Genomic DNA, 25,017 nt, shown 5'->3' on the forward strand with positions numbered 1-25,017 from the left:
GGCACGATCCCCTTTGCTCGATCCACGGGACCGCCATGCCAGCGCTCGATGCCATCCGCCAGCAGATCCGCGCCAACTACCTGCCCGACGAAGACGAGGCCGTGAAGCGGCTTGCCGAGGCGACGGGGCTCTCCGGGAAAGACCGCAAGGCGATCTCGGCTCGCGCCGCCGATCTGGTGCGCGCGGTGCGCGGCTCGTCGGATCCAAGGCTGATGGAAGTCTTCCTCTCCGCGTACGGTCTCTCCACCAAGGAAGGCGTGGCGCTGATGTGCCTGGCCGAGGCACTGCTGCGCGTGCCCGATACCGAGACGATGGACGACCTCATCGCCGACAAGATCGCGCCGCACGACTGGTCGGCGCATTCGGGCGGTTCGAGTTCCATCTTCGTCAACGCCTCGACCTGGGCGCTGATGCTGACCGGCCGCGTCCTCGACGAAGGCGAGGGCGGCATCGAGGGCACGCTGCGTTCTATGGTGCGGCGGCTGGGCGAGCCGGTCATCCGCAAGGCGGTGGCCGCCGCCATGCGCGAGATGGGCGAGCAGTTCGTGCTCGGCCGCACCATCACTGAAGCCGTCAAGCGCGGCCGGCCGATGACCCAGAAGGGTTATCTCTATTCCTTCGACATGCTGGGCGAGGCGGCCCGCACCGAGGCCGACGCCTTGCGCTATCACAAGGCCTATGCCGACGCGATTTCGTCGCTCGATTCCGGCTCCAACGGTCCTGATATCAGGCAGAACCACGGCATCTCGGTCAAGCTTTCGGCACTGCATCCGCGCTACGAGGTGGCGCAGAAGGAAGAGATGCTGCCTGTGATGGCCGAGCGGCTTTTGTCGCTGGCGCTGGCCGCGCGCCACTCGCGCATGGGTCTCAACATCGATGCCGAGGAGGCCGACCGCCTCGATCTATCGCTCGATGTCATCGAGCGGGTGCTGGCCGAGCCGGAACTTGCCGGCTGGAACGGGTTTGGCGTGGTGGTGCAGGCGTATGGGCCACGCGCGGCCTTCGCCATCGACTGGCTCTATGCGCTGGCCAAAAAATACGACCGCAACATCATGGTTCGGCTGGTCAAGGGCGCCTATTGGGACACCGAGATCAAGCGGGGGCAGACGTTGGGACTCACCGGCTATCCCGTCTTCACCCGCAAGGCCAACACCGACGTCTCCTACATGGCTTGCGCCAAGAAGCTGCTTGGCATGACCGACCGCATCTATCCGCAGTTCGCCACCCACAACGCCCATACCGTCGCCGCCATTCTGTCGATTGCTGACAATCGCGACGCCTTCGAGTTCCAGCGCCTGCACGGCATGGGCGAGGCGCTGCACGAGACGGTGCGACGGTCCGAAGGCACGCGCTGCCGTATCTATGCACCGGTCGGTGCGCATTCCGATCTGCTGGCCTATCTGGTGCGCCGGCTGCTGGAGAACGGCGCCAACTCCTCCTTCGTGCACCAGCTGACCGATGAGGATGTCGAGCCGGAGGACATTGCGCGCGATCCGCTCGAGACGGTCGAAAGCCAGGGTCCGGCAGCCAATCCGGCGATTGCCCGGCCTTCCCAGATTTTTGGAGCCGGGCGTCGCAATTCGAAAGGATTCGACATCACCGACACGGTGACGCTGGCGGCGATCGACAAGGCCAGGGCGGCCTTCGCCGGGCCGGATCGCTGGCATGCCAAGCCGATTACGCGGGCCGCCGGCTATGGCAAGCAGCGTCCGATCGTCAACCCGGCAAAGCCTTCCGAAGTGGTCGGCACGGTCAGCGAAGCAGCTGCCAAGCAAGTCGCGACCGCCGTGCGCTTCGCGGTGGAAGCGCAACCGGCCTGGGCGAAGCGTCCCGTCGCCGAGCGCGCCGCCATCCTCAACCGTGCCGCCGATCTCTATGAGGCGAATGCCGTCGAGTTCTTTGCACTCGCCACGCGCGAGGCCGGCAAATCGCTGGCCGACGGCGTCGCCGAGGTGCGCGAGGCGGTCGACTTCCTGCGCTACTACGCCACCGAGGCGGCCAATGCCGAGGTGGGCACGCAGGCGCGCGGCGCCATCGTCTGCATTTCGCCGTGGAATTTCCCGCTCGCCATCTTCACCGGCCAGATCGCGGCAGCGCTTGTTACCGGCAATTCGGTGATCGCCAAGCCGGCCGAGCAGACGCCGCTGATCGCCTTCCGCGCCGTCGAACTGCTGCGCGAGGCCGGCGTGCCGGAAGACGTCATCCAGTTGCTCCCTGGCGACGGCCCATCGGTCGGCGGGCCGCTCACCGCCGATCCGCGCATCGCTGGCGTCTGCTTCACAGGTTCGACCGAGGTTGCCAAGCTGATCGAGAAGCAGCTGGCCGAGACGGCCGCGCCCGACGCCATGCTGATCGCCGAGACCGGCGGCCTCAACGCCATGATCGTCGATTCCACCGCGCTGCCCGAACAGGCGGTGCGCGATATCCTCGCCTCCGCCTTCCAGAGTGCCGGCCAGCGCTGCTCGGCGCTGCGCGTACTCTACGTGCAGAAGGACGTCGAGAAGAAGATGCTGGAGATGTTGGAGGGCGCCATGGAGGCGCTCAACGTCGGCGATCCCTGGCGGATTTCGACCGATGTCGGCCCGGTTATCGACGACGAGGCGCAAAGCTCGATCCGCGAGTATTGCACGAAGATGGGCCTGCAGGGCAGGCTGATCGCCAAGCTCGAGGCGCCCAGGGAAGGTCGCTTCGTCGCGCCGCATGTCTTCCGGGTCAAGGGTATCGAGGACATGGAGCGCGAGGTGTTCGGGCCGGTGCTGCATGTCGCCAGTTTCGACGCCGACCAGATCGACGCCGTCATCGCCGCCATCAACCGCAAGGGTTATGGCCTGACCTTCGGCCTGCACACCCGCATCGAGGGCCGCGTGCAGCATTTCGTCGATGGCATCCATGCCGGCAACATCTATGTCAACCGCAACCAGATCGGCGCCGTCGTCGGTTCGCAGCCGTTTGGCGGCGAGGGGCTTTCCGGCACCGGGCCGAAGGCCGGCGGTCCGCACTATCTCCGCCGCTTCCGCAAGGGGCCGGAGGCCGGCACCCATGTGCAGGATGGCCACAAGGTCACGGCGACCGAGCTTGCCGACAATCTGCCTGATCCCACACTTGGCGGCTGGTCGACGCGTCCGGACCGGATCGCCATTCTGAGGAAGCATCTGCGCGGCAAGGGTGCTGCGGCCATTGGTGCGGCCGCCGGCATCGATTTCGGCCAGGTCGACCTGCCCGGGCCGACCGGCGAAGCCAACACGCTCTCGCTGTCGCCACGTGGACGGGTGCTGTGCCTTGGTCCCGATGGTGATACGCTGCTGGCGCAGACGATCCAGGCGCTCGCCGCCGGCAACGCCGTGCTGGCCGTTGCACCGGGTGCACCGGCGGCCCTTTCCGCTCTGACCGGCAAGGGCCTCCCACTGGCCGTCATCGACGGGCGGCCTGATCCGGTCGAGGCACGCTCGCTGCGCGTCGATATCGTTGCTTTTTCCGGCACACCAGAGGCCGCGCGCATCGTGCGCAGGGTTATCGCTGATCGTTCAGGCCCGATCGTGCCGCTGGTCAGCGAAGTGTTGAACCCGGCGGCTTATGCACATGAGCGGGCCGTCTGCGTCGACACCACCGCCGCGGGCGGCAATGCGAGCTTGCTGGCCGGAGCCTGACTCCGGCCGGTCGTTAGAGCCATTCACCGTTTCGTGGAACGGTGAATGTCTCTATCTCTTTTGTTTTATGCATGTCGTTGTCCCAAAACCGGGACCACTTTTGGGCGACATGCATTACGCGCCTTCGACGACCGAAAAGCCCTCGAACTGGGGGTGGCCGAGATAGTGGACCTTCGTCGTGCCGACATTTCTGTGGGCGACGCGGAAATTCTCGGACTTGGTCCAGGCGATGAAATCATCGTGGCTCGCCCACACGGTGTGCGATGCAAACAGCGTGTAGCCTTCGGTCTCGTTGACCGGGCCTCGCAGCAGGTGGAATTCGCGGAACCCCTTCATCTCCGCAAGGCTGGAATCGCGGTTCTTCCACACGGCTTCGAAATCGTTCTCCGAGCCGGTCTGCACCTTGAAGCGGTTCATGGCGATGTACATTGGGTTCCTTTCAATGTTGGCGAACTACGATGATTGCGGATGGTTTGAACGGCGCGACAGAGGCCCTCAGAACGGACCGATTGCGCCGGTGAAGACAAGACTGTCGCCGACCTTTGGTGGAATGGGTGGGAAGGGTGCCGCCTTGCGCACGATGCCGAGCACGACCTGATCGAAGTTTGGCGATCCGGAGCTTTGCAGAATGCGCAGCTCGTCAATGCCGCCACGCCTGCCGATAACGAACGTCACAACGGCATTGTTGCGAGCGGTCAATTGCACCGAAGGCGGGACGCCGCGATTGACGCGGCTGAGCTTTCTGATGACGTCGCTGCGGTAGCTGTCTTCCGCTGCACTGCCAGCCTCTTTTTGTTTTTTACCCTTGCTGGCTGCCTGCGCCAGCAGGTCCTGGCCATCCGCCGTGCCGCGCTTTTCATCCGCCGTCTTTGAAGGGGCAGCTGGCGGACTGGGCCTCGCGCTGGGGATCGGCAGCTGTTCTGGAATGGCGACAGGCGTCTCGGTGCTCCTGGGCTGAACGGTCGGCTGCGCCGGCGCTTCGGTCTTGGGAGCCACGCTCTGATCATCGGGGCGAGGGGCGCCGGCCACCAGTATGTCCGGGGTGACCGCCTGCGGTTTGACAGGTTCCGGCAAAGACTTGAGCGGCGGCTTTGCCGCTTCCTCGGCAGGTTGGGAGGCCTCCGTTGGCTGCGACGGCTTGGGCGGTGTTGCCGGCTGTGGTTTGGCCGGTTGCGGGCTGGGCACCAGTGCAACGTTTATTGCCGTCGGGTCCTTGTCCAGCGCGCTGCCGACCACGTTGGTGCCCGACTGATCACTGCCTTCCGGCTGCTCGGCATTCTGGGAACTTGAAATCCCCGAAGGCGAGATCAGAAAAGCCGCCGCCACGGCGGCGTGGAGCGCGCAGGAGACGACGATCGCCGCCGTCCATTTGCGGTTCCAGGCCGACGGCCGCGGCAGCGCGAGCGGCTCGGTTGGCTCTATCGCCAGCTCGGCGCCGGCTTCGGGGAGGGGGCTGATATCCTGCATGTCTCGCCGCGAGACCTGCAGCGACAAGAGCAGAATTGTCAAATCAAGATCGTTCGCTCGCAGCGGCAGTCGGCAGTGGCCGGCATCTGGCCACGCCGCTTTGTTTTGCAGGAATGCGGGATGCAGTCCCACCTCAGACGCCGAAGGCGATACCGGTCTTGGTGTCTGTCTTCAGCTTTCGCATGCAGGCGTTCGGTTCGACGCCGGTACCGGTGCATTCGGTCGCGCTGTTGATCAGCACGCGGCTGACTTTCGAGCACTCGGTGCCGGCCAGATCGAAACGCGTCACCTTGGTCTTGCCGGCCGGCAATTCCTTGAAATCGAGCACGGTCAGCCGGTCGACGACGCCTGCCTCGTTGAACAAGGCGATCTCGAAGGCAGCCTTGGACAGGTCGGCGCCGAGATTGTTGTTGACCACGAACGTCAGGCGGCAACCCTTGTCGGAAGGTTGCGCACCATTGAGTTCCAGGGTGAGCGCGGGGACCGGCGCGGACTCTTGCGCCCACGCCGGAACCATCATCGCAAGCGACATCGCCAGCATCGAGGTCAGCAGACGAAGGGGTGTCGTCAAGCTCGTCATGGCAATCAGCCTCCAAACCGCATCGTTGCCGCCAGCTTCAGCGTTATGCCGGGCTCGTAGGCCGCGAAAACCGGCTGCGGCGGCTGGCCGGCCGTGGTCAGGTTGAGCGGGTTGGCGTATTTGACATCGAACAGATTGTCGGCGCGGAAATCAATCTTCAAATTGTCCGTCGCCTGGTAGCTGGCAAAGGCATTGACCAGCGTGTAGTCCTCGGCGATCGGATTGCCCTTGGGCTTGCCATTGTATTGCACTTCGCCGCCGACGGTCAGCTTGTCCTCGAGGAAGCGCAAGCCGAGCTGCGCGGTGACCTGGGATGATGGGATCGTGGCGAGATCCGCTTCCACACCCTTGTAGGAAATGGTGTGACCATTGGTGATTGAAGCCGAGAGCCCGGCATAGCCCCATCCGGCATCATAGACGCCCTCCAGTTCGAAGCCGTCGATCTTGGCCTTGGCAAAATTCTGGTACTGGAAGCATATCGGGATACCGGGTCCGCTCGGGCAACCGGCTGTCGGGTCAAACCGCGACAGGGTAACGCCATCGATGTAATCTTCGACATCATTGTTGAAATACGCTGCCTTGATGCGCAGCGCATCGCCGGCTTCGAGGATGTCGTTCTGCTTGTAGTTGACGCCGAATTCGGTCGTCTTGCCGGTTTCCGGCCGCAGATTGGGATTGGGCAGGAACGGAAAGCTGACGCCTGCCGGATGGCGACCGCTGATCAGTGTTTCCGACAGGGAGGGTGACCGGTATCCTTCAGCATAGGTGCCGTAGAATTGCAGGCCGGCAAGGCTGGCGCTGTCGAAAGGCGAGACGCCGACGGTGATGCGCGGCGACAACCGGTCCCCCGACGTTTCGTGTGTGTCATCCTTGAGGCTGTAATTGTCGTAACGCACCCCGGCAATGACTTCGAGCCACTGCCAGGTGAGCTTGTCCTGGACATAGGCGCCGGAGACGTTGCGCTTTCCGGAAGGCGTGTAGAAGCTGTCGCCGCCTGCGGTGCCGCCTGTCTTGACATTGTCGCCGGCCCAGTCGCCGCCATATGTCAGCTCGTGCGCGATTCCCGCGGTTTCGAATCTGGATGTGTTCCAGAGGTCGATGCTGGTCGTGCCGATGTCGAATGTCGACGTCGAGCCAGCCGGCAAGACAACGGGAAGGCCGGTGACCGGATCAAAGCGGTTTTGCGGGACAAGGCTGGTCAGATCGAGGTTGGTCTTGTTGTAGGAGGTGTTGATGTGGAGATCGAGCCAGCTCTTGTCCTCATCCGTGATGTTGTAGCGCGCCGTGAAGGTGTTCGACTTCAGGTCGGCGTCATTGACCGGCGCACCGCCGCTGATCTCGTTCCAGCCATCGCTTGAGCCGACCCAGCCGAGCTTCAGTTCGCTGTTGTCGGTCGGGCGTATGCTGGTCTTGAGCAGTCCGCTCAGCACGTCGAAGCCGGTGCCCTTGACGGTGTCGCCGCCGCCATCCTTGTAGTCGTCATAGTCGCGGTAGACGATGTTGCCCAGCACGTCCCAATTCTCGTTAATGCGGTAGGCACCGGATGCACTTGTGGTCCAGCCCTTGCCGTTGCTCTCATAGCGTCCCGTGACGGAACCGGCCCATGTCTCGTCAGGCTTGAGGAAATCCTCGGCATCCTTGGTGTCGAAGAAGACGACGCCGCCGATGGCACCCGAGCCGTAGGTGTTGGCTACAGGACCACGGATAACATCCACGGATTTGACGAGTTCGGGGTCGATGTAGAAGGTCGACTGCGTGCCGTGGTCGGAGCGCTGGAAATTCTGTCGTGCGCCGTCGACGATGACTGCGACGCGACCGAAATCCTGCAGGCCGCGGATGTTGATGCTGGTGCTGACGCGCCTGGCGTCGGCCTGCGCCGCGACACCGGGCACGCCGAGCAGCATCTCATTGGGCGTCGTCGCCATGCGGCGGTCGAGCTGTTCCTGGCCGACATGGCTGGCCGATGCCAGCGATTCGATCGCCGTCTCGCCGGTGCGGCTGATGACGAGGATCTTGTCGAGCAGCGTTGCTCCCGCTGGTGCTGCCTTTTCCTCTTCAGCCTTCTTCGTTTGATCTGTCGGCTGCGCCGCCTGCTGGGCGTTGGCCAGTTGCGCCGATAAGGCAATCGCCGCCACACTTGCCAGCAATGCCGCCGCGCCGTTCGCCGCCGACCGGCCGCGCCATTCCCAAGTCACAAACCCCATGCCCCAACTCCAAAGTCCAGGTTTGATGCTGGCTGGCCCGGGGCTGGCTGGCATTTTTGATCGTCGCCGGCGTCTTAAATGTTGACTCATTTAATCCGGTATTGCACTGACTAGTAAACATGATTATTCAAGTCAAGAAATGAATCGGATTACGCAACGCCTAGCCAGACGCCCGGCACAGGAAAGGGATCCATCCAGATGAACACCCACAATCCCAACGATTTTCGCTATCGCGTCCGCCGTTCCGACGATGCCGCCCCCCGTTTCGACCGGGTTCCGCTGGCGGTACGAACCCTTTCCAGCAACACCCTGTTCCAGGGCGAGCACGAGATAGGCATCGAGCATCACGGTGCACTCTACCGGCTGAAGATCACCCGCCAGGGCAAGCTCATTCTCAACAAGTAAGACAAGGCAACAGGGACCGAGACATGGATCAGCGCGTAAAATCCGCCCCGCATGAAATCCGGCGGGCACGGACAGACAATCCGAAGACGCGCGAGCGTGATCTGGCTGCCCATCTCGGCATTTCGGAAGCCGAACTGGTCGCGGCGCATTGCGGCGACGGCGTCGTCCGCATCGAGCCGCGCGTCAACGATCTTCTGACCGGCCTCGAGGCCGTCGGCGAGGTCATGGCGCTGACCCGCAATGAAAGCGCGGTGCACGAGAAGATCGGCGTCTATGACAAGGTCGTCACCGGCACCCACAATGCCATGGTGCTTGGCGAAAACATCGACTTGCGCATCTTCCCGAAGGTCTGGGCACACGGCTTTGCCGTCGAGAAGCGCGACGGCGACGAAATCCGCCGCAGCCTCCAGTTCTTCGATGCGGCAGGCGAGGCCGTGCACAAGGTGCATCTGCGGCCGGCCTCCAGCCTCTATGCCTATCAGAAGCTGGTCGCCGCGCTCGAATCGTCCAACCAGGAACCGACGGTCGACATCTCGGGGCCACTCCCCGATGACGAGATCCATGGCGACGGAGCGGCCGCCAATCTCGACGATCTGCGTGACCGCTGGAGCCGGCTGACCGACGTGCACCAGTTCTTTGGTATGCTGAAGACGCTGAAACTAAGCCGCCGGCAGGCGGTGCGCCTGGTTGGGCAGGACTATGCCTGGCAGCTCGACAATGAGGCGGTCCGGGCCATGTTTCATCATGCCGCGGAGGGCGAGATGCCGATCATGTGCTTTGTGGGAAACCGCGGCTGCATCCAGATCCATTCCGGTCCGATCAAGTCGATCAAGCCGATGGGACCATGGATCAACGTGCTGGACGAAACCTTCCACCTGCATCTGCGCACCGACCACATCCACGAGGTCTGGGCCGTGCGCAAGCCGACCAAGGACGGTCATGTCACCTCGCTCGAGGTCTATGACGCCGACGGCAAGATGATCATCCAGTTCTTCGGCAAGCGTCATGAAGGCGAAAGCGAGCGAGACGACTGGCGCTTCCTGGCGGAAAACCTGCCGCGCATCCCAAGCCCGACTGCAGCCTGAGAAAAAATGCTATGAGTGTTTTCCCAAGATTGTCGGCTGTGCGCGGATCTATTTTGGGGCCGGTGATCGGTCTCTCCATGGCTGTTATCGCACTGCAACCCGCCAGCGCCGCGGAAGGCACGGCCGTGTTTGCCGATCCTTCAAAGATCGTGGCCATTGGCGGCTCGATCACCGAGATCGTCTATGCTCTCGGCCAGGAAAAGCATCTGGTGGCACGCGATTCCACCAGCCGGTTCCCAAAGGCGGCGCTTGAGCTGCCCGATGTCGGCTATATGCGCGCGCTGTCGCCGGAGGGTGTGCTGTCGGTCGACCCGACCGGCATCCTGGCGCTGCATGGCAGCGGCCCCAAGGAAGCAGTCGATGTCTTGAAGAAGACGAGCGTGCCGTTCATCGAGGTGCCCGAGCACTACAGCCACGAAGGCATTCTCGAGAAGGTCCGCATCGTCGGCAAGGCGCTCGGCGTCGACGTCAAGGCCGAGGTGCTGGCCAAGGAGCTCGATGCCAAGCTCACGGCCGCCGAGAAGCAGACGGCTTCGATCAAGGAGCGCAAGCGCATCCTGTTCGTGCTGTCGATACAGGGTGGCAAGATTCTGGCGGCCGGCAGCGAGACCGCCGCCGACGGCATGGTCAAGCTGGCCGGCGGCGTCAACGCGGTCGAGGGCTTTTCCGGCTACAAGCAGATGTCCGACGAGGCGATCATAACCGCCAGGCCTGACGTGATCCTGATGATGAGCAATGCCGGGCCTCCGGTTTCGGACGACGAACTGTTCGTCAATCCGTCGATCGCCTCCACGCCGGCCGGAACGGCGCACAAGCTGATCCGCATCGACGGCGCCTATCTGCTCGGCTTCGGGCCGCGCACGGCTGATGCCATCCACGACCTCGCTGTCTCGCTTTATGGCGGGCAGGTCACGGACTGAGCAGGCAGATCATGGTCGATCAATCGATCGCCGGCCCGGTGATGGCAAGCGTATCCGAAGGCGACCGGTCGGGCCGCGCCCGCATCGTCATCCTTCTGCTGTGCCTGGGGCTCGCGGCTGCCGTTTTTCTGTCGCTGACATCGGGGGCTTCGGACGCATCGGCCGCCAACGTCATCGGGGGCTGGCTGTTCGGCGCAGTGCCTGACGACGCCGCGTTGAGCGCCCGCGACAGCCTGATCGTCTATGACATCCGCCTGCCGCGCGTCATCCTCGGCATGCTGGTCGGCGCGGCGCTCGCCGTCTCCGGCGCGGTCATGCAGGGGCTGTTCCGCAATCCGCTGGCGGACCCCGGCCTGATCGGCGTCTCGGCCGGCTCCAGCCTCGGCGCGGTTGCCGTCATCGTGCTCGGCGCGACGATATTGGCTCCGGTGACAGTCTTGCTCGGCACGCTTGCCCTGCCGCTGGCGGCCTTCTGTGGCGGGCTCGCCACCACGCTGATGCTCTATCAGGTCGCGACGCGGCGGGGGCAAACCTCGGTTGCCACAATGCTGCTCGCGGGCATCGCGCTGGCGGCGCTCGCCATGGCGCTGACCGGCATCCTTATCTTCATGGCCGACGATCGCCAGTTGCGCGACCTGACCTTCTGGCAACTCGGATCGCTCGGTGGTGCGACCTGGGCGAAGATCGCGTCGGTAGGGCCGATCATCGTCCTGGCGCTGGCGGCGATGCCGTTCCTGGCACGCGGCCTCAACGCGCTGGCGCTTGGCGAGGCGACCGCCGGCCATCTCGGCATTCCGGTGCAGCGGCTGAAATACACGGCCATCGTCGGCGTCTCCGCCGCGGTCGGCGCATCCGTCGCCGTCAGCGGCGGCATCGGCTTCGTCGGCATCGTGGTGCCGCATCTGCTGCGCCTGCTGATTGGTCCGGACAATCGCTATCTGCTGCCGGCGTCGGCGCTGCTCGGCGCCTCGCTGCTGCTTCTGGCCGATGCGGTCGCACGCACCATCGTTGCGCCGGCCGAACTGCCGATAGGCATCGTCACCGCGGTAGCGGGCGCGCCGTTCTTCCTTTGGATCCTGCTGCGCAAGCGCGGTGTGGTTGATTTGTGAGGCTTGATGATCTCGGCAAAGGATGTTTCGGTTGATATCGCCGGCAAGCCTATCGTCAGTGGTGTCGATTTCCACGCGCGGCCCGGCGAGATCGCCGCCATCGTCGGCCCCAATGGTTCGGGCAAGACGACCTTCCTCAAAGCGCTCTCCGGCGAGCTCGCCTATACCGGCCGCGTTGCCCTCAACGGCCGAGATCTCTCGACGATGAAGCCGGCCGAGGCAGCCGTCCATCGCGCGGTGCTGCCGCAGGCGACGACGCTGTCGTTCCCGTTCACCGTGCGGGAAGTGGTCAAGCTTGGTCTTGTCGGCGGCCGTTCGGGCGCCTTGCCGGGCGAGGATGCGCGGCTGCCGGAACGGGCGCTGGCGCGTGTCGATCTCGACGGCTTTGCCGGCCGTTTCTACCAGGAGCTTTCCGGCGGGGAGCAACAGCGCGTTCAGTTGGCGCGCGTGCTGTGCCAGGTCTGGGCGCCGGTGCTCGACGGCAAGCCGCGCTTTCTGTTCCTCGACGAGCCAGTGTCCAGCCTCGACATCAAGCACCAGCTGATCATCATGAACATTGCCCGCGACTTCGCCAGAAGGGGCGGTGGCGTGGTCGCCATCCTGCATGACCTCAATCTGACGGCCATGTATGCGGAGCGGATCTCCGTCATGCATCGCGGCCGGCTGGCCGCCGCCGGATCGCCGCGGGACGTGCTGAGCGATGATCTGATCGAGAAAGTGTTCGACTGCCGGCTCAGGGTCGGCGTGCTGCCGGCGGGCAATATGCCGTTCGTGCTGCCGCAGTCGGCGGTCTATTGATATTCAGGTGAGGCCGGGCCTACGAATGGCGGTTTCCCGCCAATTGTCGAAGTCGGCGCCGCCCCTCATTGCCCTGCCGGGCATTTCTCTCCGTAGAACGGGGAGAAATACGCTAGGCAGCCGGGGCGCGGCGCTCCATCAGCATGTCGATGCCGAGCAGGTTGCGTACATTCGGCCGCGCCGCTACCAGATCGGCGATCGTATAGCGGGCGAGCACTGCGAAAAACGCATTCAGGGCCTCGCGCAGCGCCGAGTTCAGCGCGCAGCTGTCGACGAGCGGGCATTCGGCGGCATCGTTCTCGAAGCATTCGGCCATGGCGAAGCTCTCTTCCGTCACGCGCACGACATCGAACAGGCTGATGGCTTCAGCCGCCCGGCCAAGTTTGACGCCGCCATTCCTGCCACGCACAGTCTGGACGAGGCCGTGCTCGACCAGCGGCTGCAGGATCTTGAACAGGAAAAGCTCCGACACCGAATAGGCGGCCGCGATCTCGGGAATACGGCTCAATCGGTCGTCATTTGCCGCGCAATACATCAAGATGCGCATGGCATAGTTGGTCTGGCGCGTAAGCCGCATATTGTCCTCACAAGGCACTGGGGCGGTGCAACCCACGCCAGATCTGGAAATTTTGCTGATGCGGCTTTGACCCGAAATTCCGGATTCGCCACATTGGCCCAGGCGGAATATGGCCTATACCTTGGAATAATTCCAGACTAGCTTGGCGCGATAGATGAATTTTCTCCTCAACTTTGTGTGCGCAGCCGGGCAAGATGCCGGGCGAACCGGCTGTCGCGGGTATTTCGGCCGTCGGAACACTAGATAGGCTGAGATCGACGAGGAGCGGCTCACCCATGTCACAATCGGCTTCGCCCTTGACGCCGGTCCGTTTCGATGCCGAAGCGGATGCCAAGCTTTCCGCGTTGCGGCGGACGAAATTCCTCGCGGCGGCCGCGCTGGCGCTTTGCGTACTGGTGTTTGCGCTCGCCAAATCGTTCGAGCACATCCATGCGTGGCTCGGCTTCGTCGCTGCCTTTGCCGAGGCGGCGACCATCGGCGGCCTCGCCGACTGGTACGCGGTGGTGGCGCTGTTTCGAAGGCCGCTGGGGCTGCCGATCCCGCACACCGCCATTATCCCCGAGAACCAGAACCGCATCGCCGACAATCTCGGCCGCTTCATCGAGGTCAACTTTCTGGCGCCCGAACCGGTGCGTGAAAAGCTTGCCGAGGTCGATTTTTCGGCGCTGGTCGCCGATTGGCTGGCCGATACGGAGCGCGCCGCCGGCCTGTCGCGCTTCATCGTGCGGCTGGTGCCGCAGACGCTTGCGGCGATAGAGCAATCCGGCCTGCGCGGCTTCGTCACCAGCCGCATGCTCGAACAGATCGAAAAGGTGCCGCTGGCGCCGCTGGCCGCCGAACTGCTCTCGGCGCTTACCGATGATCGCCGCCATCAGAAATTGTTCGACGAATTCACCAAGGTGATCGGGCGGTTCCTCAATGACGAAAAAGCGCTGGCAACGATGCGCGAAAAAATCCGCGAGGAACTGCCGTCGCTGTTCAACCTGTTCCGCGCCGACGCCTATCTCCTGAAGAAGATCGTCGCCTCGGCGGGCTCGCTGCTCGACGAAGTGAGGGCCGATCCCGACCACCCGATGCGCGCCGAATTCGACAGCTTCGCCCAAGGCTTCATCGATAAGCTGAGGACATCGAAACAATACGCCAAACGGGCCGAAAAGCTGAAGCGCGACTTCCTGGCCCGGCCGGAGGTCAAGGGATTGGCCGGCGACATGTGGGCAAGCCTCAGCCAGTTCATCGAGCAGGATGCCTCGGTCATCCGTGCGCACCTCGCCAACATGTTCGTCGAGGTCGGCCGGCATCTTGCCGGCGATGCGCAGATCCGGGCCGACATGAACCAGGGGTTCGTGGTGGCGCTGGCGTCGTTCGTGGAGAGCCAGAAGGCCGGCGTGTCGACATTCATCGCCGACCAGGTCAAACGCTGGGACCTCGCGCAACTGACGCGGCTGATCGAGATGAACATCGGCCGGGACCTGCAGTACATCCGCTTCAACGGCATGATCATCGGCGGCCTCGCCGGTGTCGTGCTCTATGTGGCCGAGCGGCTGTTCCTCGTGAATTGATGCGCGGCCAGACTGGCGCTCATTCCTCCGCGTCCGAATGGACTCACGGCACGCGAGTGTTATTCTCCATCCGAGGGTGCCCGCATCCGCGGCAAAGGGGAGCAAACAAGCATGGCAAAACAACCGGAATCCGATTCCTTCATGGACATGTTCGGCAGGTTCGGCCGCGACCTGAAGGTGCCGAATGTCGATGTCGAGGCGATCCTCGCCCATCATCGCAAGAACCTCGAAGCGCTGGAGAAATCGGCACGAGCCGGTGCCGCCGGCGCCACCTCGCTGTTGTCCCGGCAGCGCGAGATGCTGCAGGATACGCTGCGCGAGGTCACCGATATGGCGCAAAGCTACAGGGCGCCGGGCAATCCGCAGGAACTGATGGCCAAACAGACGGAGTTTGCCAGAAAGTCCTTCGAGGCCGCGTTGAAAAATGCCGGCGAAGTGGCTGAACTGGTCAAGAAATCCGGTGCCGAATCGGTCGACATCCTGCGCACCCGCATCAAGGAGGCGATGGAGGAAATCCGCGCCGGCTACGAGAAGAAGTAGCGGATGTGGCCGGGACCGTTTCATGGCTGCCGGCCGCCCTGAAGCCCGGAAAGCCCGAGTTGGCCTGCGACTGCGCCGGCGGCGTGGCACGATTGCGGCCGAGATCGACGGAACGGATTCGCGTAGAGCGAATTGACAGAGGCCGTCAGTTCGTGGTCCGGAGGCTCTGGAAGCGATCGGGAAACCAGGAATGAACGAAATACGGCCTAAAACGCCGCCTACCTACGAGCAGTTGAGGACGATGGCCGGGCTGGAACTCGGCGTGTCGGAGTGGACGACGGTCGACCAGAACCGCATCGATCAGTTCGCTGAATGCACCGGCGACCATCAATGGATTCATGTCGACCCTGAAAGGGCGCGGCGGCAAAGCCCGTTCCGCACGACGATCGCGCATGGCTATCTGACGCTGTCGATCATCGGCGCGCTGGCGCTCGGCATGGGCATCGTGCCCGAGAATACGCAGGCCGCCTTCAATTATGGCTTCGACAAAGTACGCTTCCTGGCGCCGGTCAGGGTCGGCGCCCGCATCAGACTGCGCATCACGCTGCTGTCCATGGAGGACAGGGGCCCGGGCCAGTATCTGATGAAGGCGGCCAACACGGTCGAGATCGAAGGCGAGGAAAAGCCTGCCTTGACGGCGGAAACGCTGGTCATGCTCTATGAACGCCGCAAGCGGGCAGGTGCCTGAGCCTGTTTGGAAATTCTACTCTCTGAGCGGTGTGCGCGTCACGAAGCCCTGGATTCTGCGCGGCCTGTGGCGCGGGCCGAGAGCAGTGCGAGGAACAGCGCAGCCAGCGCCAGCACCGTCGCCGTCTGAAAGGTGACCTGCATTCCCCGGGCGGCGGCCTCGGAACTCAGAAGACCAATGCCTTCGTGCCCTTCGGCCGATGCGACGGCGAATATGGCGCCCATCAACGAGGCGCCGGTGATGAGCCCGAGATTGCGCGAAAGGTTGAGCAGACCGGAGACGACGCCGCGCTGACCCGCGTCAACGCCGGTCATGACGGCTGCATTGTTCGACGTCTGGAACAGCGCGTAGCCGATGCAGGTGACGGTGATCGCAACGACATAGCCGGCAATGCCGAATCTGGTCACGGCGAGCGACAGCAGGAACGTGCCTGTCGTGAGGCTGAGCAGGCCTGCGACCATCATCCTATGAGCGCCGAAGCGGTCGGTCAGGCGTCCGGCCACCAACGCCGACAAGGTCGAGACGAGCGGGCCGGTCGACAGCACCACACCCACCATTGCAGCATCCAGCCCGAGCCCGCGCGACAGGTAGAACGGAGCCACCACCAGCGTCGCCATCATCACCGTGGCGACGACGAGGCTCATGGCGAGACTGGCACTCAGCTGAAGATCGCGGAAGCTGGCAAGCCGGATCAAGGGGTTTTTCACTCTCGCCTGCGCGGCGAAAAGAAAAACGCCGGTGCCGGCGGCGATCAGCAGGCCGATGTTGAGCGTGCCGAAATTGCCTCTGCCCAGCGTCATCGCCAGCGCATAGGCGGCCAACGTCAGGGCCAGCAGGGCGGTGCCCACGACATCGAACGTGCCTCGGTCGAGCCGCGCGGTTTTATTGCGTGCCGGCAGGGCACGCCAGGCAAGAACGAAGGTGAGCACTCCCAGCGGGACATTGACGAGGAAGATTGCCCGCCAGCCGAAGCCGGTGATCAAAAGGCCGCCGAGCGAGGGGCCAAGTGTCGTGCCGATCGCGGACATGGCGCCGAGCAGGCCCATGGCGCCGCCGATTCTGTCTTTGGTCACGGTTTCGGCGACGAAGGCCAGCGTCAGCGCCATCATCAGCGCTGCGCCAAGTCCCTGCACGGCGCGTGCGGCAATCAGCAGCCAGAGTGTCGGCGCCAGGCCGCAGAGCACCGATGCAGACGTGAACAGCGCGATGCCCCCAAGCAGCAACGGTCGGCGCCCGAACATGTCGGCCAGCCGGCCGGCGCTGACGATCAGTGTGGTGATGGCGAGGAGATAGGCCAGAACAACCCATTGCACGGCCTGGAACGTCGCGCCGAAATTCTGCATCAGCGATGGCAGCCCGACGCTGGCAATGCTGGTTCCCAGCGACGACAGCAGTGTGGCGAGCGACAGGCTTGCCAACGCCCAGCCGGCGGATTGCATCCGTGGTGGCGCCGATGTCAGCGTGTCCGGATTTTGCTCAGCGATTGCCACGGCGATCTCCTTCCATCAGTCCCACAACCGGAACTGCTGGAGATCTAGTTCCTTGGCCAATGTGGCGGAAGGCGCAGCATTTGCATCTTATTCGTGCGTTTGGCGCCATATCATGTCATGATCTGCCGATGACATCACCCGATCTCAACTTACTGTTCGCTCTCGACGTCCTGCTGACCGAAGGCAGCGTGGCGCGCGCCGCCAGCCGCCTACGCCTCAGCCCTTCGGCGATGAGCCGCACGCTGGCGCGACTGCGCCAGGCGACGGGCGATCCGCTGCTGGTTCGCGCCGGTCGAGGCCTTGTGGCGACGCCGCGTGCGGAAGAACTGCGACAGCAGGTAGGCCGTGTCGTCCAGGATGCGGAGGCGATCCTGCGCCCTGCCACCTTGCTCGATCTCCCGAACCTGGACAAGGTCTTCACGCTGCGCACCAATGAGAGCTTCGTCGAAGAGTTCGCACCTCGTCTCGTTGCCCGTATCCAGGCCGATGCGCCCGGCGTGCGGCTGCGCTTTGCACCGAAGTCCGACCGGGACGTCATGTCGCTGCGCGACGCGGCGATCGATCTGGACATAGGCGTCGCTGGCGAGACCGGCCCGGAGGTGCGCATCCAGGCGCTGCTTCGCGACCGCTTCATCGGCGCTGTGCGAACGGGCCATCCCTTGACCGAGGGCGCGGTGACGCCTGAGCGCTATGCCGCAGGCCGACACATCAGCGTTTCACGGCGTGGCCGCGAGAAAGGGCCGATCGACGAGGCTTTGAACCGGCTCGGGCTGCGGCGGACCGTCGTGTGCATGGTTTCCGGTTTCTCGGCAGCCCTTGCCATGGCCCGCACATCAGACCTGATCGCCAGCGTTCCGGAGCGGCATACCGAGGGCGCACGCGCCGGCATGCGCAGTTTTCCCCTGCCGGTTGCCACCGCGGAAGTCACTATCTCCATGCTCTGGCATCCGCGCCTCGATGCCGATCCGGCGCAACGCTGGTTGCGCGACTGTGTGCGGGAGGTGTGTGCGGCGTCGCGCTGACAACGATGAGAAGCCTGAGCCAACCGCCCAGGCTTCTCATCTGTCCAGTCTATTCGGTTTGGCGTTTCTGCAAATGCCTCAGTGCGCTTAGTGTGAGCGTCGCCATGACCGAACAGTAGGCGACCAGCGGCCACGCCGTGTCTCCGCCGAGCAGGACGACGAACAACGTGCCGAGGATGCCGACGACAAGGCTCTGGATGCAGAAGTAGAGTGCGACTGCGGTTCCCGCGACATCGCCAAACGCCTCGAGTGCACCGTTTGCGGTGACTGAGACAGTGAAGACGATACCCACGGCAACGACCCACATCGGCAAGATAAATGTCGCGAAGGACGGCTGTGCGAACAGTTGCCCCACTGCCAATAGCGCCGCGCCGAACAGCAGCATCGCCATGCCCCTGATGGCACTGCCGGCGATGCCCCAGCTTGCAATGAACCTTCTGGCGAAGCGGGTGGTGACGATCATCACCAGCGCCGCGGTGGCGAAGGCTAGACTGAAGCCGAACTGTGAAAAGCCGGCCCGATCCATGAGCACCCGTGGCGCAGTCGAAAAGAACACGAAGAAGGCGCCCATGGCGGCACTGAATGCAAGCGTGTAGGTCCAAAAGGCAAGACTGGAGAGAATGGGTCGAAGCGCCATTCGCCTGGTATCGCCATTCGAGGGGCGGGTTTCGTGCCATTTCGGCCATGCATTGAGGGTAGCTGCCGTGGCCAGGACTCCGAGCGTCAGGAAGATCGCCCGCCAGCCGAAATTGTCGGCAATCAACGCACCGGCAACCGGCCCCAACGCCGGCACGAAAGCCAACATCGAGCTGAACAGGCCGTAAATGACGGCACTTTCGGGTCTTTGCGCATAGACGTCGCGAACCGTTGCGAAGGTTGCAACGAGAATGGCGGACGCACCAATGGCCTGCACGACGCGCAGGACGACGAAGACAGCGGCCAGCGAGGTGCTGGCGAGCAGAAAGGAAGCGCCTGAAAACAAAAGCGCGCCACCGATCAGCACCGGGCGCCTGCCGATCCTGTCGGAAACCGGGCCGAAGACGACTTGGCCGAGCCCAAGACAGATCATGTAGAGGCTCAGCGTCAGCTGGATGACATCAGGCGATGTCTCGAGGATCCCTGGCATCGCCGGGACAATCGGGAGGTAGATGTCCATGGCCAGCGAGGCCAGGATGTCGAAGGGCGCCATCAGCACCATGGCTGCTGGCAGGGAAGTGGTCCATGTCGGGTTTTTTGGAAAAGGCATGATTGAACATCCGCTCAAATGGCTACATTTGGCGGCGATCTGCCGTTCTCAATGAAGATGGGAAATGACGGGCCGCCGCAACAACGAAGTGCTGTTGCGGCCTACTTGTCTGCTGACTTGCTGGTTCCCATAAACGCTATCCCGGAAAATGACGGCGCAGACATTCTCTCGAGTGCGCTCGCGTTTCCCTAGCAGCCGAAGGTTGCCCAGGCAACAGGATCAGCTTGATGCGCGTCAACGCGCCATCGCCGCCTCGAGCACCCTGAAATTCCGCTCGTCCGCGCATTGGGCAACGTTGAAGCGCAGGAAACGGCCAGCCGTTCCGGACAGGCTGAATGCGTTGCCGGGCGCCAGCACGATGTTGTCGGCCAGAGAGCGGCGGGCGACTTCGGCCGCATCGACGCCGTCCGGCAGACTGCACCACAGGAAGAGGCCAGCCGGCTGGTCGATCCACGGCGTGATGCCGATCGCTTTCAGGTGGGCGGCCGTCTCGCCCATGGCGCGCGCAAGCTTCGCGCGCAGCAAATCCATGTGCTTGCGGTAGCTGCCGTCCTTCAGCAACGTCAGCACCAGTTCGGCCGCGAGCCGCCCGCCGCCGAAGGTCGTGGCGATCTTGAGGTCGGTCAGGGGCTCGATCCAGTCGCGCGGTGCGGCGATGAAGCCGCAGCGAACCGATGCCGACAGCGTCTTGGAGAAGCTGCCTATATGGACAACGCGGTTGAGACCATCGAACGCCGCCAGCCTGGGGGCGGGCGCATGTTCGAAATCGGCGAAGATGTCGTCCTCGACGATGGTCAATTGCGATTGATCGGCGAGTTTCAGCAGCCGGTGCGCGGTGACTGGCGACAGCACCGCGCCGGTCGGATTGTGGATGGCGGAATTGGTGATGTAGAGGCGTGGCCGATGCTCGGCCAACGCCTGCGCGAACAGATCGATATCCGGCCCCGACGGCGTGTAGGGAACGCTGACGACCTTGGCCCGGTGAGCGCGCAACAGGGCGTGGAAGTTGAAGTAGCAGGGGTCGTCGACCAGCACGGTGTCGCCGGGCTCGATCAGGAACCGGCACAGGAGGTCGATGGCCTGCGTGCCTGATTCCGTCAGCATGATCTGCTCGGGCGAGGCCTCGATGCCATGCCCGGCCATGCGCCGCGCCAGCAATTGCCGCAGCGGTGGCAGGCCGAGCGGCGTGCCGTAATCGGCCAGTGCGACATCGTCGGCACGCGCCACCGTGCGCAGCGCCCGGCGCAGCCCTGCCTGTGGCATCCATGAAGCGGGCAGCCAGCCACAGCCGGGCTTCAGCATGTCATCGCCGGCCTCCAGGGACTGTCGCGAGATCCAGAGCGGATCGACGGCGCGGTCGAGGCGGGGGCCGATTTCGGCCAGCGACAGCGGCGCCAGCGATCCGGCGGCATAGAAGCCGGAGCCCGGCCGCGAGCGGATCGCGCCTTCGGCGGCGAGCCGCTCATAGGCTTCGACCACGGTGGATTTGGACACTCGCATGGATTTGGCAAAGGCGCGGATCGAAGGCAATTGCGCTCCCGGCGTCAGGCTGCGCGCCGCGATCCGCTGGCGGATCGTCGCCATGACGCCTTCGACCAGCGTACCGCCGCTCTCGCTTCCTGTAGTCTGCTTGTCCATCCGTACTGCTCTGCTGACCATGACAGTTTTGCATAATTGTACCGCATTGTCTCTGGCGATACTACCGGCTCCGCCTGATACGGAGCCGACAAACGGAGCATACGATGGACAAGACCGCGAGTGGCTGGATGAATGGATTCATCGGTGTGTTGATCTTCAGCGGCTCGCTGCCGGCGACGCGGGTGGCGGTCAGGGAATTCGATCCGACATTCCTGACCTCGGCCCGAGCGGCGATTGCCGGACTGCTTGGCCTTGCGCTGCTGCTCCTGTTTCGGCAGAAACGCCCGGAGCGCGGCGATCTGCTGTCGCTGGTGATCGTGGCACTTGGCGTGGTTGTCGGCTTTCCCTTGCTGACCGCGCTGGCGCTCAAGCACGTCACCACGGCCCATTCCATTATCTTCGTCGGCCTGCTGCCGCTGGCCACTGCGATATTCGGGGTGCTGCGCGGCGGCGATCGGCCGCGCCCGGCGTTCTGGTTGTTTTCATGCATCGGCAGCGCGCTGGTCGCGGGCTTTGCGCTGACGCAGGGCGTGACGGCCTCGCCGGTCGGCGACGGTCTGATGCTGGCTGCCATCATCGCCTGCGGCCTCGGCTATGCCGAGGGCGCCGCGCTGTCGCGCAGGCTCGGCGGCTGGCAAGTGATCTGCTGGGCGCTGGTGCTGTCGCTGCCGGTCATGCTGGTGCTGACGCTGATGACCATGCCGCCGTCGTTCGACGGCGTCGGCGTCAGTGCGTGGATGGGGCTTGCCTATGTCTCGCTGTTCAGCATGCTGATCGGCTTCGTGTTCTGGTATCGCGGCCTGGCGCAAGGCGGCATCGCCGCGGTCGGACAGTTGCAGCTGCTGCAGCCATTTTTCGGGCTGGCACTGGCAGCGACGCTGCTGCACGAGCAGGTCAGCCCGCTGATGGTGGTCGTTACGCTTGGCGTCGTGCTTTGCGTCGTAGGCGCCAAGCGATTCGCGAAGCAGGAATTGCCACGACGCGCGATTGCCTGACGACGGTGCCGTCCTCGCCTAAAACTTCGTCACCACCCCAATGCCGATGCCCTCGAAGCCGCCCATCGCCATCAAGGCTGCGGGCGCCTCGTCGAGGCTGATCCTCTTGCCGACGAGCAGTTCCGGCTTGAGCTTGCCGTGGCGGATCATCTCCATCATCGCGGGGTAGCGATAGGCCTGCATGCCGTGGCTGCCGAGGATTTCGAGCTCGAAGGCGATCACCTTGTCCATCGGCACCTGCGGCCGGGCATGCTCGCCCAGCATCAGACCGACCTGCACATGGCGGCCGCGCCGGCGCAGATTGGATATCGAATTGAACGAGGTGGTGGGGTGGCCGAGCGCGTCCATCGACATATGCGCGCCGCCATTGGTGATCTGCTTGACCGCCTTGACCACGTTCGGCGTCGTAGATGCATTGATGGTGGCGACGGCGCCGATCTTTTTGGCGAAATCCAGTTTCTCGTCGGTGAGATCGATGGCGATGACATTGGCGCCCATGGCGCTGGCAATCATAATCGCCGACAGGCCGACGCCGCCGCAGCCATGCACCGCGACCCATTCGCCCGGCTTCACCCGGCCCTGGTCGACAATGGCTCGAAACGAAGTGACGAAGCGGCAGCCGAGGCTGGCGGCGGTGGCGAATTCCATCTCGTCGGGCAGGCGCACAAGATTGGTGTCGGCATGTTCGATGGCGACATATTCGGCAAACGAGCCCCAGCCGGTGAAGCCAGGCTGTGTCTGGTGCTCGCAGACCTGGTGATTGCCCGAATTACACTCGAAGCAGCGGCCGCAGCCGACGGCGAACGGCACTGTGACGCGCTCGCCGGCCTTCCAGCGCGTGACCTGCTTGCCCGCGGCGACGACGATGCCGGCAAGTTCGTGGCCCGGCACGTGCGGCAGCGTGATGCCATCGTCATGACCCATCCAGCCATGCCAGTCGCTGCGGCACAGACCGGTCGCCTCGACCTTGATGACGACGCCATCGGCTGCCGGCTTCGGATCAGGAACGGTCTGGATCCTCGGCGCTTCGCCGAATTTCTCGAAGACGACGGCTCTCATCGATAACTCCAAATAATTTCACGGACCACGCGCATCGAAGCGCGAAGATAGCCGATTCCTTGGCGCGGCGAGTCCGAAATTGATGCCGTCGATCAGGCCTGGGACGCGGGAGCCGTGTCGAGCAGCGGCTGCCAGGCTCGGAACCAGTCGTCGGCCTCGGCGTCCCATGGCCAGATGCCTTCAGTCGTCGGAAAAATCAGCTGCAAGACACGGAAATCCGGGCCGTCGTAGAACCAGAGATCCAGCCGAAATGCTCGGGGTAGTGCTCGATATGAACAGCGCCGAACTGGCAGTCGAAGTCTTTGACGAAGCCCGACGTTCGCTGTCCTGGTTCGAAAACCTCGCCTGAGTGGACCCGTCTCCAATACTCGTTGATGATGGACTGCGAGATTTCAGGCTTCAGACCTATCACGACCAATTCTGGAGCCCCGAAATTGTGCTCGATACCGACTGAATAGGCGAAGGGCGCCAGGTCGCCTTCCTCCAGCACGTACAGGATATGGCAGCCATAGGCCTCGATGTCGGCAAGCGCCTTTACTTCCTCTGGATCGGTGGCTTCTCTATTCGGCATCGATCTGGTTCTGGGGCGCCGCTTTCTGGAAGGCCGGCAGCGCCATGCAGGCGGCGTTGATGCGCGCGATCGTCGGGTAGGGCGTCAGATCGACGCCAAAGCGGGCATTGCTGGCAAGCTGTGCGGCGAGGCAGATGTCAGCCAGACCCGGCGCGTCGCCATGGCAGAATGTTCCGGTCTCCGCCGACAAGGCCAGGATTTTTTCAAGCGGCTGAAAGCCCTCGTTCACCCAGTGGCGGAACCAGTTGGTGATGTCTTCGTCACCCGCGCCGAACAGCGTGCGCAGCGAGGTCAGCACGCGCAGATTGTTCACCGGGTGGATGTCGCAGGCGATCATCTGCGCCAGCATTCTGACCCGTGCCCGACCGGCCGCATCCCTCGGCAGCAGCGGTGGTTCCGGTTTGGTCTCGTCGAGGAACTCGATGATCGCCAGCGATTGCGTCAGCAGCGTGCCGTCGCCGAGGATCAGCGCCGGCACCAGCCCTTGCGGATTGACCGCGAGATAGGCTGGTTCCAGATGCTCGCCATGGCGCAAATGATGCGGGACGTAGTCGTAGCTCAGCCCCTTCATCTCCAGCGCGATCCGCACCCGATACGAGGTGGAGGAGCGGTAGTAGTTGTGCAGGACGAGTTCGCTCATGGCCTCACTTCGGCTGGCCGATGGTCACTTCGATGGTCCCGATGCCGTCGACGCCGCCGGTCATCGTGTCGCCGGGGCCAACCGCGCCGACGCCTGCTGGCGTACCGGTGAAGATCAGGTCGCCGGGCTCGAGCTCCATCGCCTCGCTGCAGATCGACACGATATCCGGTATCGGCCAGATCAGTTCGGCGAGGTCGGCATCCTGCCTGACCTTGCCGTTGACGGCGAGCCAGATGCGGCCCTTCTGTGGGTGGCCGGATTCGTGCGCTTGCACCAACGGGCTGCAAGGGGCGGAGCGGTCGAAGGCCTTCGACCAGTCCCAGGGCCGGGCGGCCTTCTTGGCCTCGTCCTGCAGGTCGCGGCGGGTGAGGTCGATGCCGACACCATAGCCCCAGACATGGTCCAGCGCCTTGTCGCGGGGAATGCGGAAGCCGGCTTTGCCGATCGCGGCCACCAGTTCGATCTCGTGGTGCAGATTGGCCGTCAGCGGCGGGTAGGGGATAGCGGTGCCGGAATCGACCACCGCGTCGGCCGGCTTGGTGAAGAAGAAGGGCGGATCACGCTCGTCATTGCCGAATTCGCGGGCATGCGCCGCGTAGTTGCGGCCGACGCAGTAGATACGGCGCACCGCAAAACGATCGGACGAGCCGGCAACGGCCACCGATGCGGTTGCGGGCAGGGGAAGGACGAATTCTGTCATCAAGGGTCTCTGCTTGGTTGCCGGAACATTCGACCGATTTGGGGGCCTGGACAAGGCGATTTGGTCGAGAAAGTGCC

General features: G+C 63.8%; 22 protein-coding genes and 1 pseudogene. 11 read left to right on the forward strand and 12 right to left on the reverse strand.

Annotated elements, in window-relative coordinates; translation table 11 throughout:
• The first annotated feature begins 35 nt into the window (after positions 1 to 35).
• Positions 36 to 3,647: a bifunctional proline dehydrogenase/L-glutamate gamma-semialdehyde dehydrogenase PutA gene (gene putA, locus RPF88_RS05480; protein WP_337121885.1), complete on the forward strand. Its 3,612-nt coding sequence runs from the start codon at positions 36 to 38 to the stop codon at positions 3,645 to 3,647.
• 114 nt (positions 3,648 to 3,761) lie between these two features.
• On the opposite strand, the gene RPF88_RS05485 is transcribed toward putA, so the two are convergent.
• The 4 genes from RPF88_RS05485 to RPF88_RS05500 form a co-directional block, all read right to left on the reverse strand.
• The gene (locus RPF88_RS05485) at positions 3,762 to 4,076 is read right to left on the reverse strand and encodes an antibiotic biosynthesis monooxygenase family protein (protein WP_063172346.1); all 315 of its coding nucleotides are present in this window, start codon (positions 4,074 to 4,076) and stop codon (positions 3,762 to 3,764) included.
• 66 nt (positions 4,077 to 4,142) lie between these two features.
• Positions 4,143 to 5,156, reverse strand: coding sequence for an energy transducer TonB family protein (locus RPF88_RS05490; RefSeq protein ID WP_337121887.1), 1,014 nt, complete (start codon positions 5,154 to 5,156; stop codon positions 4,143 to 4,145).
• A gap of 91 nt (positions 5,157 to 5,247) precedes the next feature.
• Complete coding sequence (locus tag RPF88_RS05495; protein ID WP_337121888.1) at positions 5,248 to 5,694, reverse strand: hypothetical protein; 447 nt, start codon at positions 5,692 to 5,694, stop codon at positions 5,248 to 5,250.
• Between the two features lie 5 nt (positions 5,695 to 5,699).
• The gene (locus RPF88_RS05500; RefSeq protein ID WP_337121889.1) at positions 5,700 to 7,898 is read right to left on the reverse strand and encodes a TonB-dependent hemoglobin/transferrin/lactoferrin family receptor; all 2,199 of its coding nucleotides are present in this window, start codon (positions 7,896 to 7,898) and stop codon (positions 5,700 to 5,702) included.
• Between the two features lie 198 nt (positions 7,899 to 8,096).
• Between RPF88_RS05500 and hemP the strand changes: the two genes are divergently transcribed.
• The 5 genes from hemP to RPF88_RS05525 are packed head-to-tail and all read left to right on the forward strand — an operon-like array spanning position 8,097 to position 12,215.
• Positions 8,097 to 8,303, forward strand: coding sequence for a hemin uptake protein HemP (gene hemP / locus RPF88_RS05505; protein WP_337121890.1), 207 nt, complete (start codon positions 8,097 to 8,099; stop codon positions 8,301 to 8,303).
• Between the two features lie 23 nt (positions 8,304 to 8,326).
• Complete coding sequence (locus tag RPF88_RS05510; RefSeq protein WP_127370105.1) at positions 8,327 to 9,388, forward strand: hemin-degrading factor; 1,062 nt, start codon at positions 8,327 to 8,329, stop codon at positions 9,386 to 9,388.
• Positions 9,389 to 9,399: 11 nt separating this feature from the next.
• Positions 9,400 to 10,308 (forward strand): heme/hemin ABC transporter substrate-binding protein, encoded by a 909-nt coding sequence (locus tag RPF88_RS05515; protein WP_337121891.1) that lies wholly within the window; start codon positions 9,400 to 9,402, stop codon positions 10,306 to 10,308.
• A gap of 11 nt (positions 10,309 to 10,319) precedes the next feature.
• Complete coding sequence (locus RPF88_RS05520) at positions 10,320 to 11,417, forward strand: FecCD family ABC transporter permease (RefSeq protein ID WP_337121893.1); 1,098 nt, start codon at positions 10,320 to 10,322, stop codon at positions 11,415 to 11,417.
• Positions 11,418 to 11,423: 6 nt separating this feature from the next.
• Complete coding sequence (locus RPF88_RS05525) at positions 11,424 to 12,215, forward strand: heme ABC transporter ATP-binding protein (RefSeq protein WP_337121894.1); 792 nt, start codon at positions 11,424 to 11,426, stop codon at positions 12,213 to 12,215.
• Positions 12,216 to 12,327: 112 nt separating this feature from the next.
• Here RPF88_RS05525 and rirA read toward each other — a convergent pair whose 3' ends face one another.
• Positions 12,328 to 12,792, reverse strand: a complete 465-nt coding sequence (gene rirA, locus RPF88_RS05530) for an iron-responsive transcriptional regulator RirA (protein WP_013531245.1) — start codon at positions 12,790 to 12,792, stop codon at positions 12,328 to 12,330.
• A gap of 275 nt (positions 12,793 to 13,067) precedes the next feature.
• Between rirA and RPF88_RS05535 the strand changes: the two genes are divergently transcribed.
• From RPF88_RS05535 to RPF88_RS05545, 3 genes are all read left to right on the forward strand, one after another.
• Positions 13,068 to 14,351: a DUF445 domain-containing protein gene (locus RPF88_RS05535; protein WP_337121896.1), complete on the forward strand. Its 1,284-nt coding sequence runs from the start codon at positions 13,068 to 13,070 to the stop codon at positions 14,349 to 14,351.
• A 111-nt stretch (positions 14,352 to 14,462) separates the two neighbouring features.
• Positions 14,463 to 14,891 (forward strand): phasin family protein, encoded by a 429-nt coding sequence (locus RPF88_RS05540; RefSeq protein WP_024503818.1) that lies wholly within the window; start codon positions 14,463 to 14,465, stop codon positions 14,889 to 14,891.
• 190 nt (positions 14,892 to 15,081) lie between these two features.
• Positions 15,082 to 15,579: a MaoC family dehydratase gene (locus RPF88_RS05545; RefSeq protein WP_013531248.1), complete on the forward strand. Its 498-nt coding sequence runs from the start codon at positions 15,082 to 15,084 to the stop codon at positions 15,577 to 15,579.
• 38 nt (positions 15,580 to 15,617) lie between these two features.
• Here RPF88_RS05545 and RPF88_RS05550 read toward each other — a convergent pair whose 3' ends face one another.
• Positions 15,618 to 17,069, reverse strand: coding sequence for an MFS transporter (locus RPF88_RS05550; RefSeq protein ID WP_337121899.1), 1,452 nt, complete (start codon positions 17,067 to 17,069; stop codon positions 15,618 to 15,620).
• A gap of 128 nt (positions 17,070 to 17,197) precedes the next feature.
• Between RPF88_RS05550 and RPF88_RS05555 the strand changes: the two genes are divergently transcribed.
• Positions 17,198 to 18,091, forward strand: coding sequence for a LysR family transcriptional regulator (locus tag RPF88_RS05555; protein WP_337121900.1), 894 nt, complete (start codon positions 17,198 to 17,200; stop codon positions 18,089 to 18,091).
• 49 nt (positions 18,092 to 18,140) lie between these two features.
• Here the strand turns inward: RPF88_RS05555 and cml are convergent, their stop codons facing one another.
• Positions 18,141 to 19,337 carry a CmlA/FloR family chloramphenicol efflux MFS transporter gene (gene cml, locus RPF88_RS05560; RefSeq protein ID WP_337121902.1) on the reverse strand — a complete coding sequence of 399 codons (1,197 nt, stop codon included), beginning with the start codon at positions 19,335 to 19,337 and terminating at the stop codon, positions 18,141 to 18,143.
• A 234-nt stretch (positions 19,338 to 19,571) separates the two neighbouring features.
• Positions 19,572 to 20,975, reverse strand: coding sequence for an aminotransferase-like domain-containing protein (locus RPF88_RS05565; RefSeq protein WP_337121903.1), 1,404 nt, complete (start codon positions 20,973 to 20,975; stop codon positions 19,572 to 19,574).
• Between the two features lie 104 nt (positions 20,976 to 21,079).
• Between RPF88_RS05565 and RPF88_RS05570 the strand changes: the two genes are divergently transcribed.
• Complete coding sequence (locus RPF88_RS05570) at positions 21,080 to 21,970, forward strand: DMT family transporter (protein WP_027160452.1); 891 nt, start codon at positions 21,080 to 21,082, stop codon at positions 21,968 to 21,970.
• 18 nt (positions 21,971 to 21,988) lie between these two features.
• Here the strand turns inward: RPF88_RS05570 and RPF88_RS05575 are convergent, their stop codons facing one another.
• The 4 genes and pseudogenes from RPF88_RS05575 to RPF88_RS05590 all read right to left on the reverse strand — a co-directional run bounded on the left by RPF88_RS05575 (position 21,989) and on the right by RPF88_RS05590 (position 24,940).
• Positions 21,989 to 23,029: a zinc-dependent alcohol dehydrogenase family protein gene (locus tag RPF88_RS05575; protein WP_337121904.1), complete on the reverse strand. Its 1,041-nt coding sequence runs from the start codon at positions 23,027 to 23,029 to the stop codon at positions 21,989 to 21,991.
• Between the two features lie 92 nt (positions 23,030 to 23,121).
• Positions 23,122 to 23,600: pseudogene (locus RPF88_RS05580) on the reverse strand (DUF4262 domain-containing protein).
• The gene (maiA, locus tag RPF88_RS05585) at positions 23,590 to 24,240 is read right to left on the reverse strand and encodes a maleylacetoacetate isomerase (protein WP_337121906.1); all 651 of its coding nucleotides are present in this window, start codon (positions 24,238 to 24,240) and stop codon (positions 23,590 to 23,592) included. The pseudogene RPF88_RS05580 and the gene maiA overlap by 11 nt, the downstream one beginning before the upstream one ends.
• Positions 24,241 to 24,244: 4 nt before the next feature.
• Positions 24,245 to 24,940: a fumarylacetoacetate hydrolase family protein gene (locus RPF88_RS05590; protein ID WP_064994030.1), complete on the reverse strand. Its 696-nt coding sequence runs from the start codon at positions 24,938 to 24,940 to the stop codon at positions 24,245 to 24,247.
• Positions 24,941 to 25,017 lie beyond the last annotated feature (77 nt).

The organism is Mesorhizobium sp. ISC11, assembly GCF_037162595.1.
GTDB lineage: Bacteria > Pseudomonadota > Alphaproteobacteria > Rhizobiales > Rhizobiaceae > Mesorhizobium > Mesorhizobium ciceri.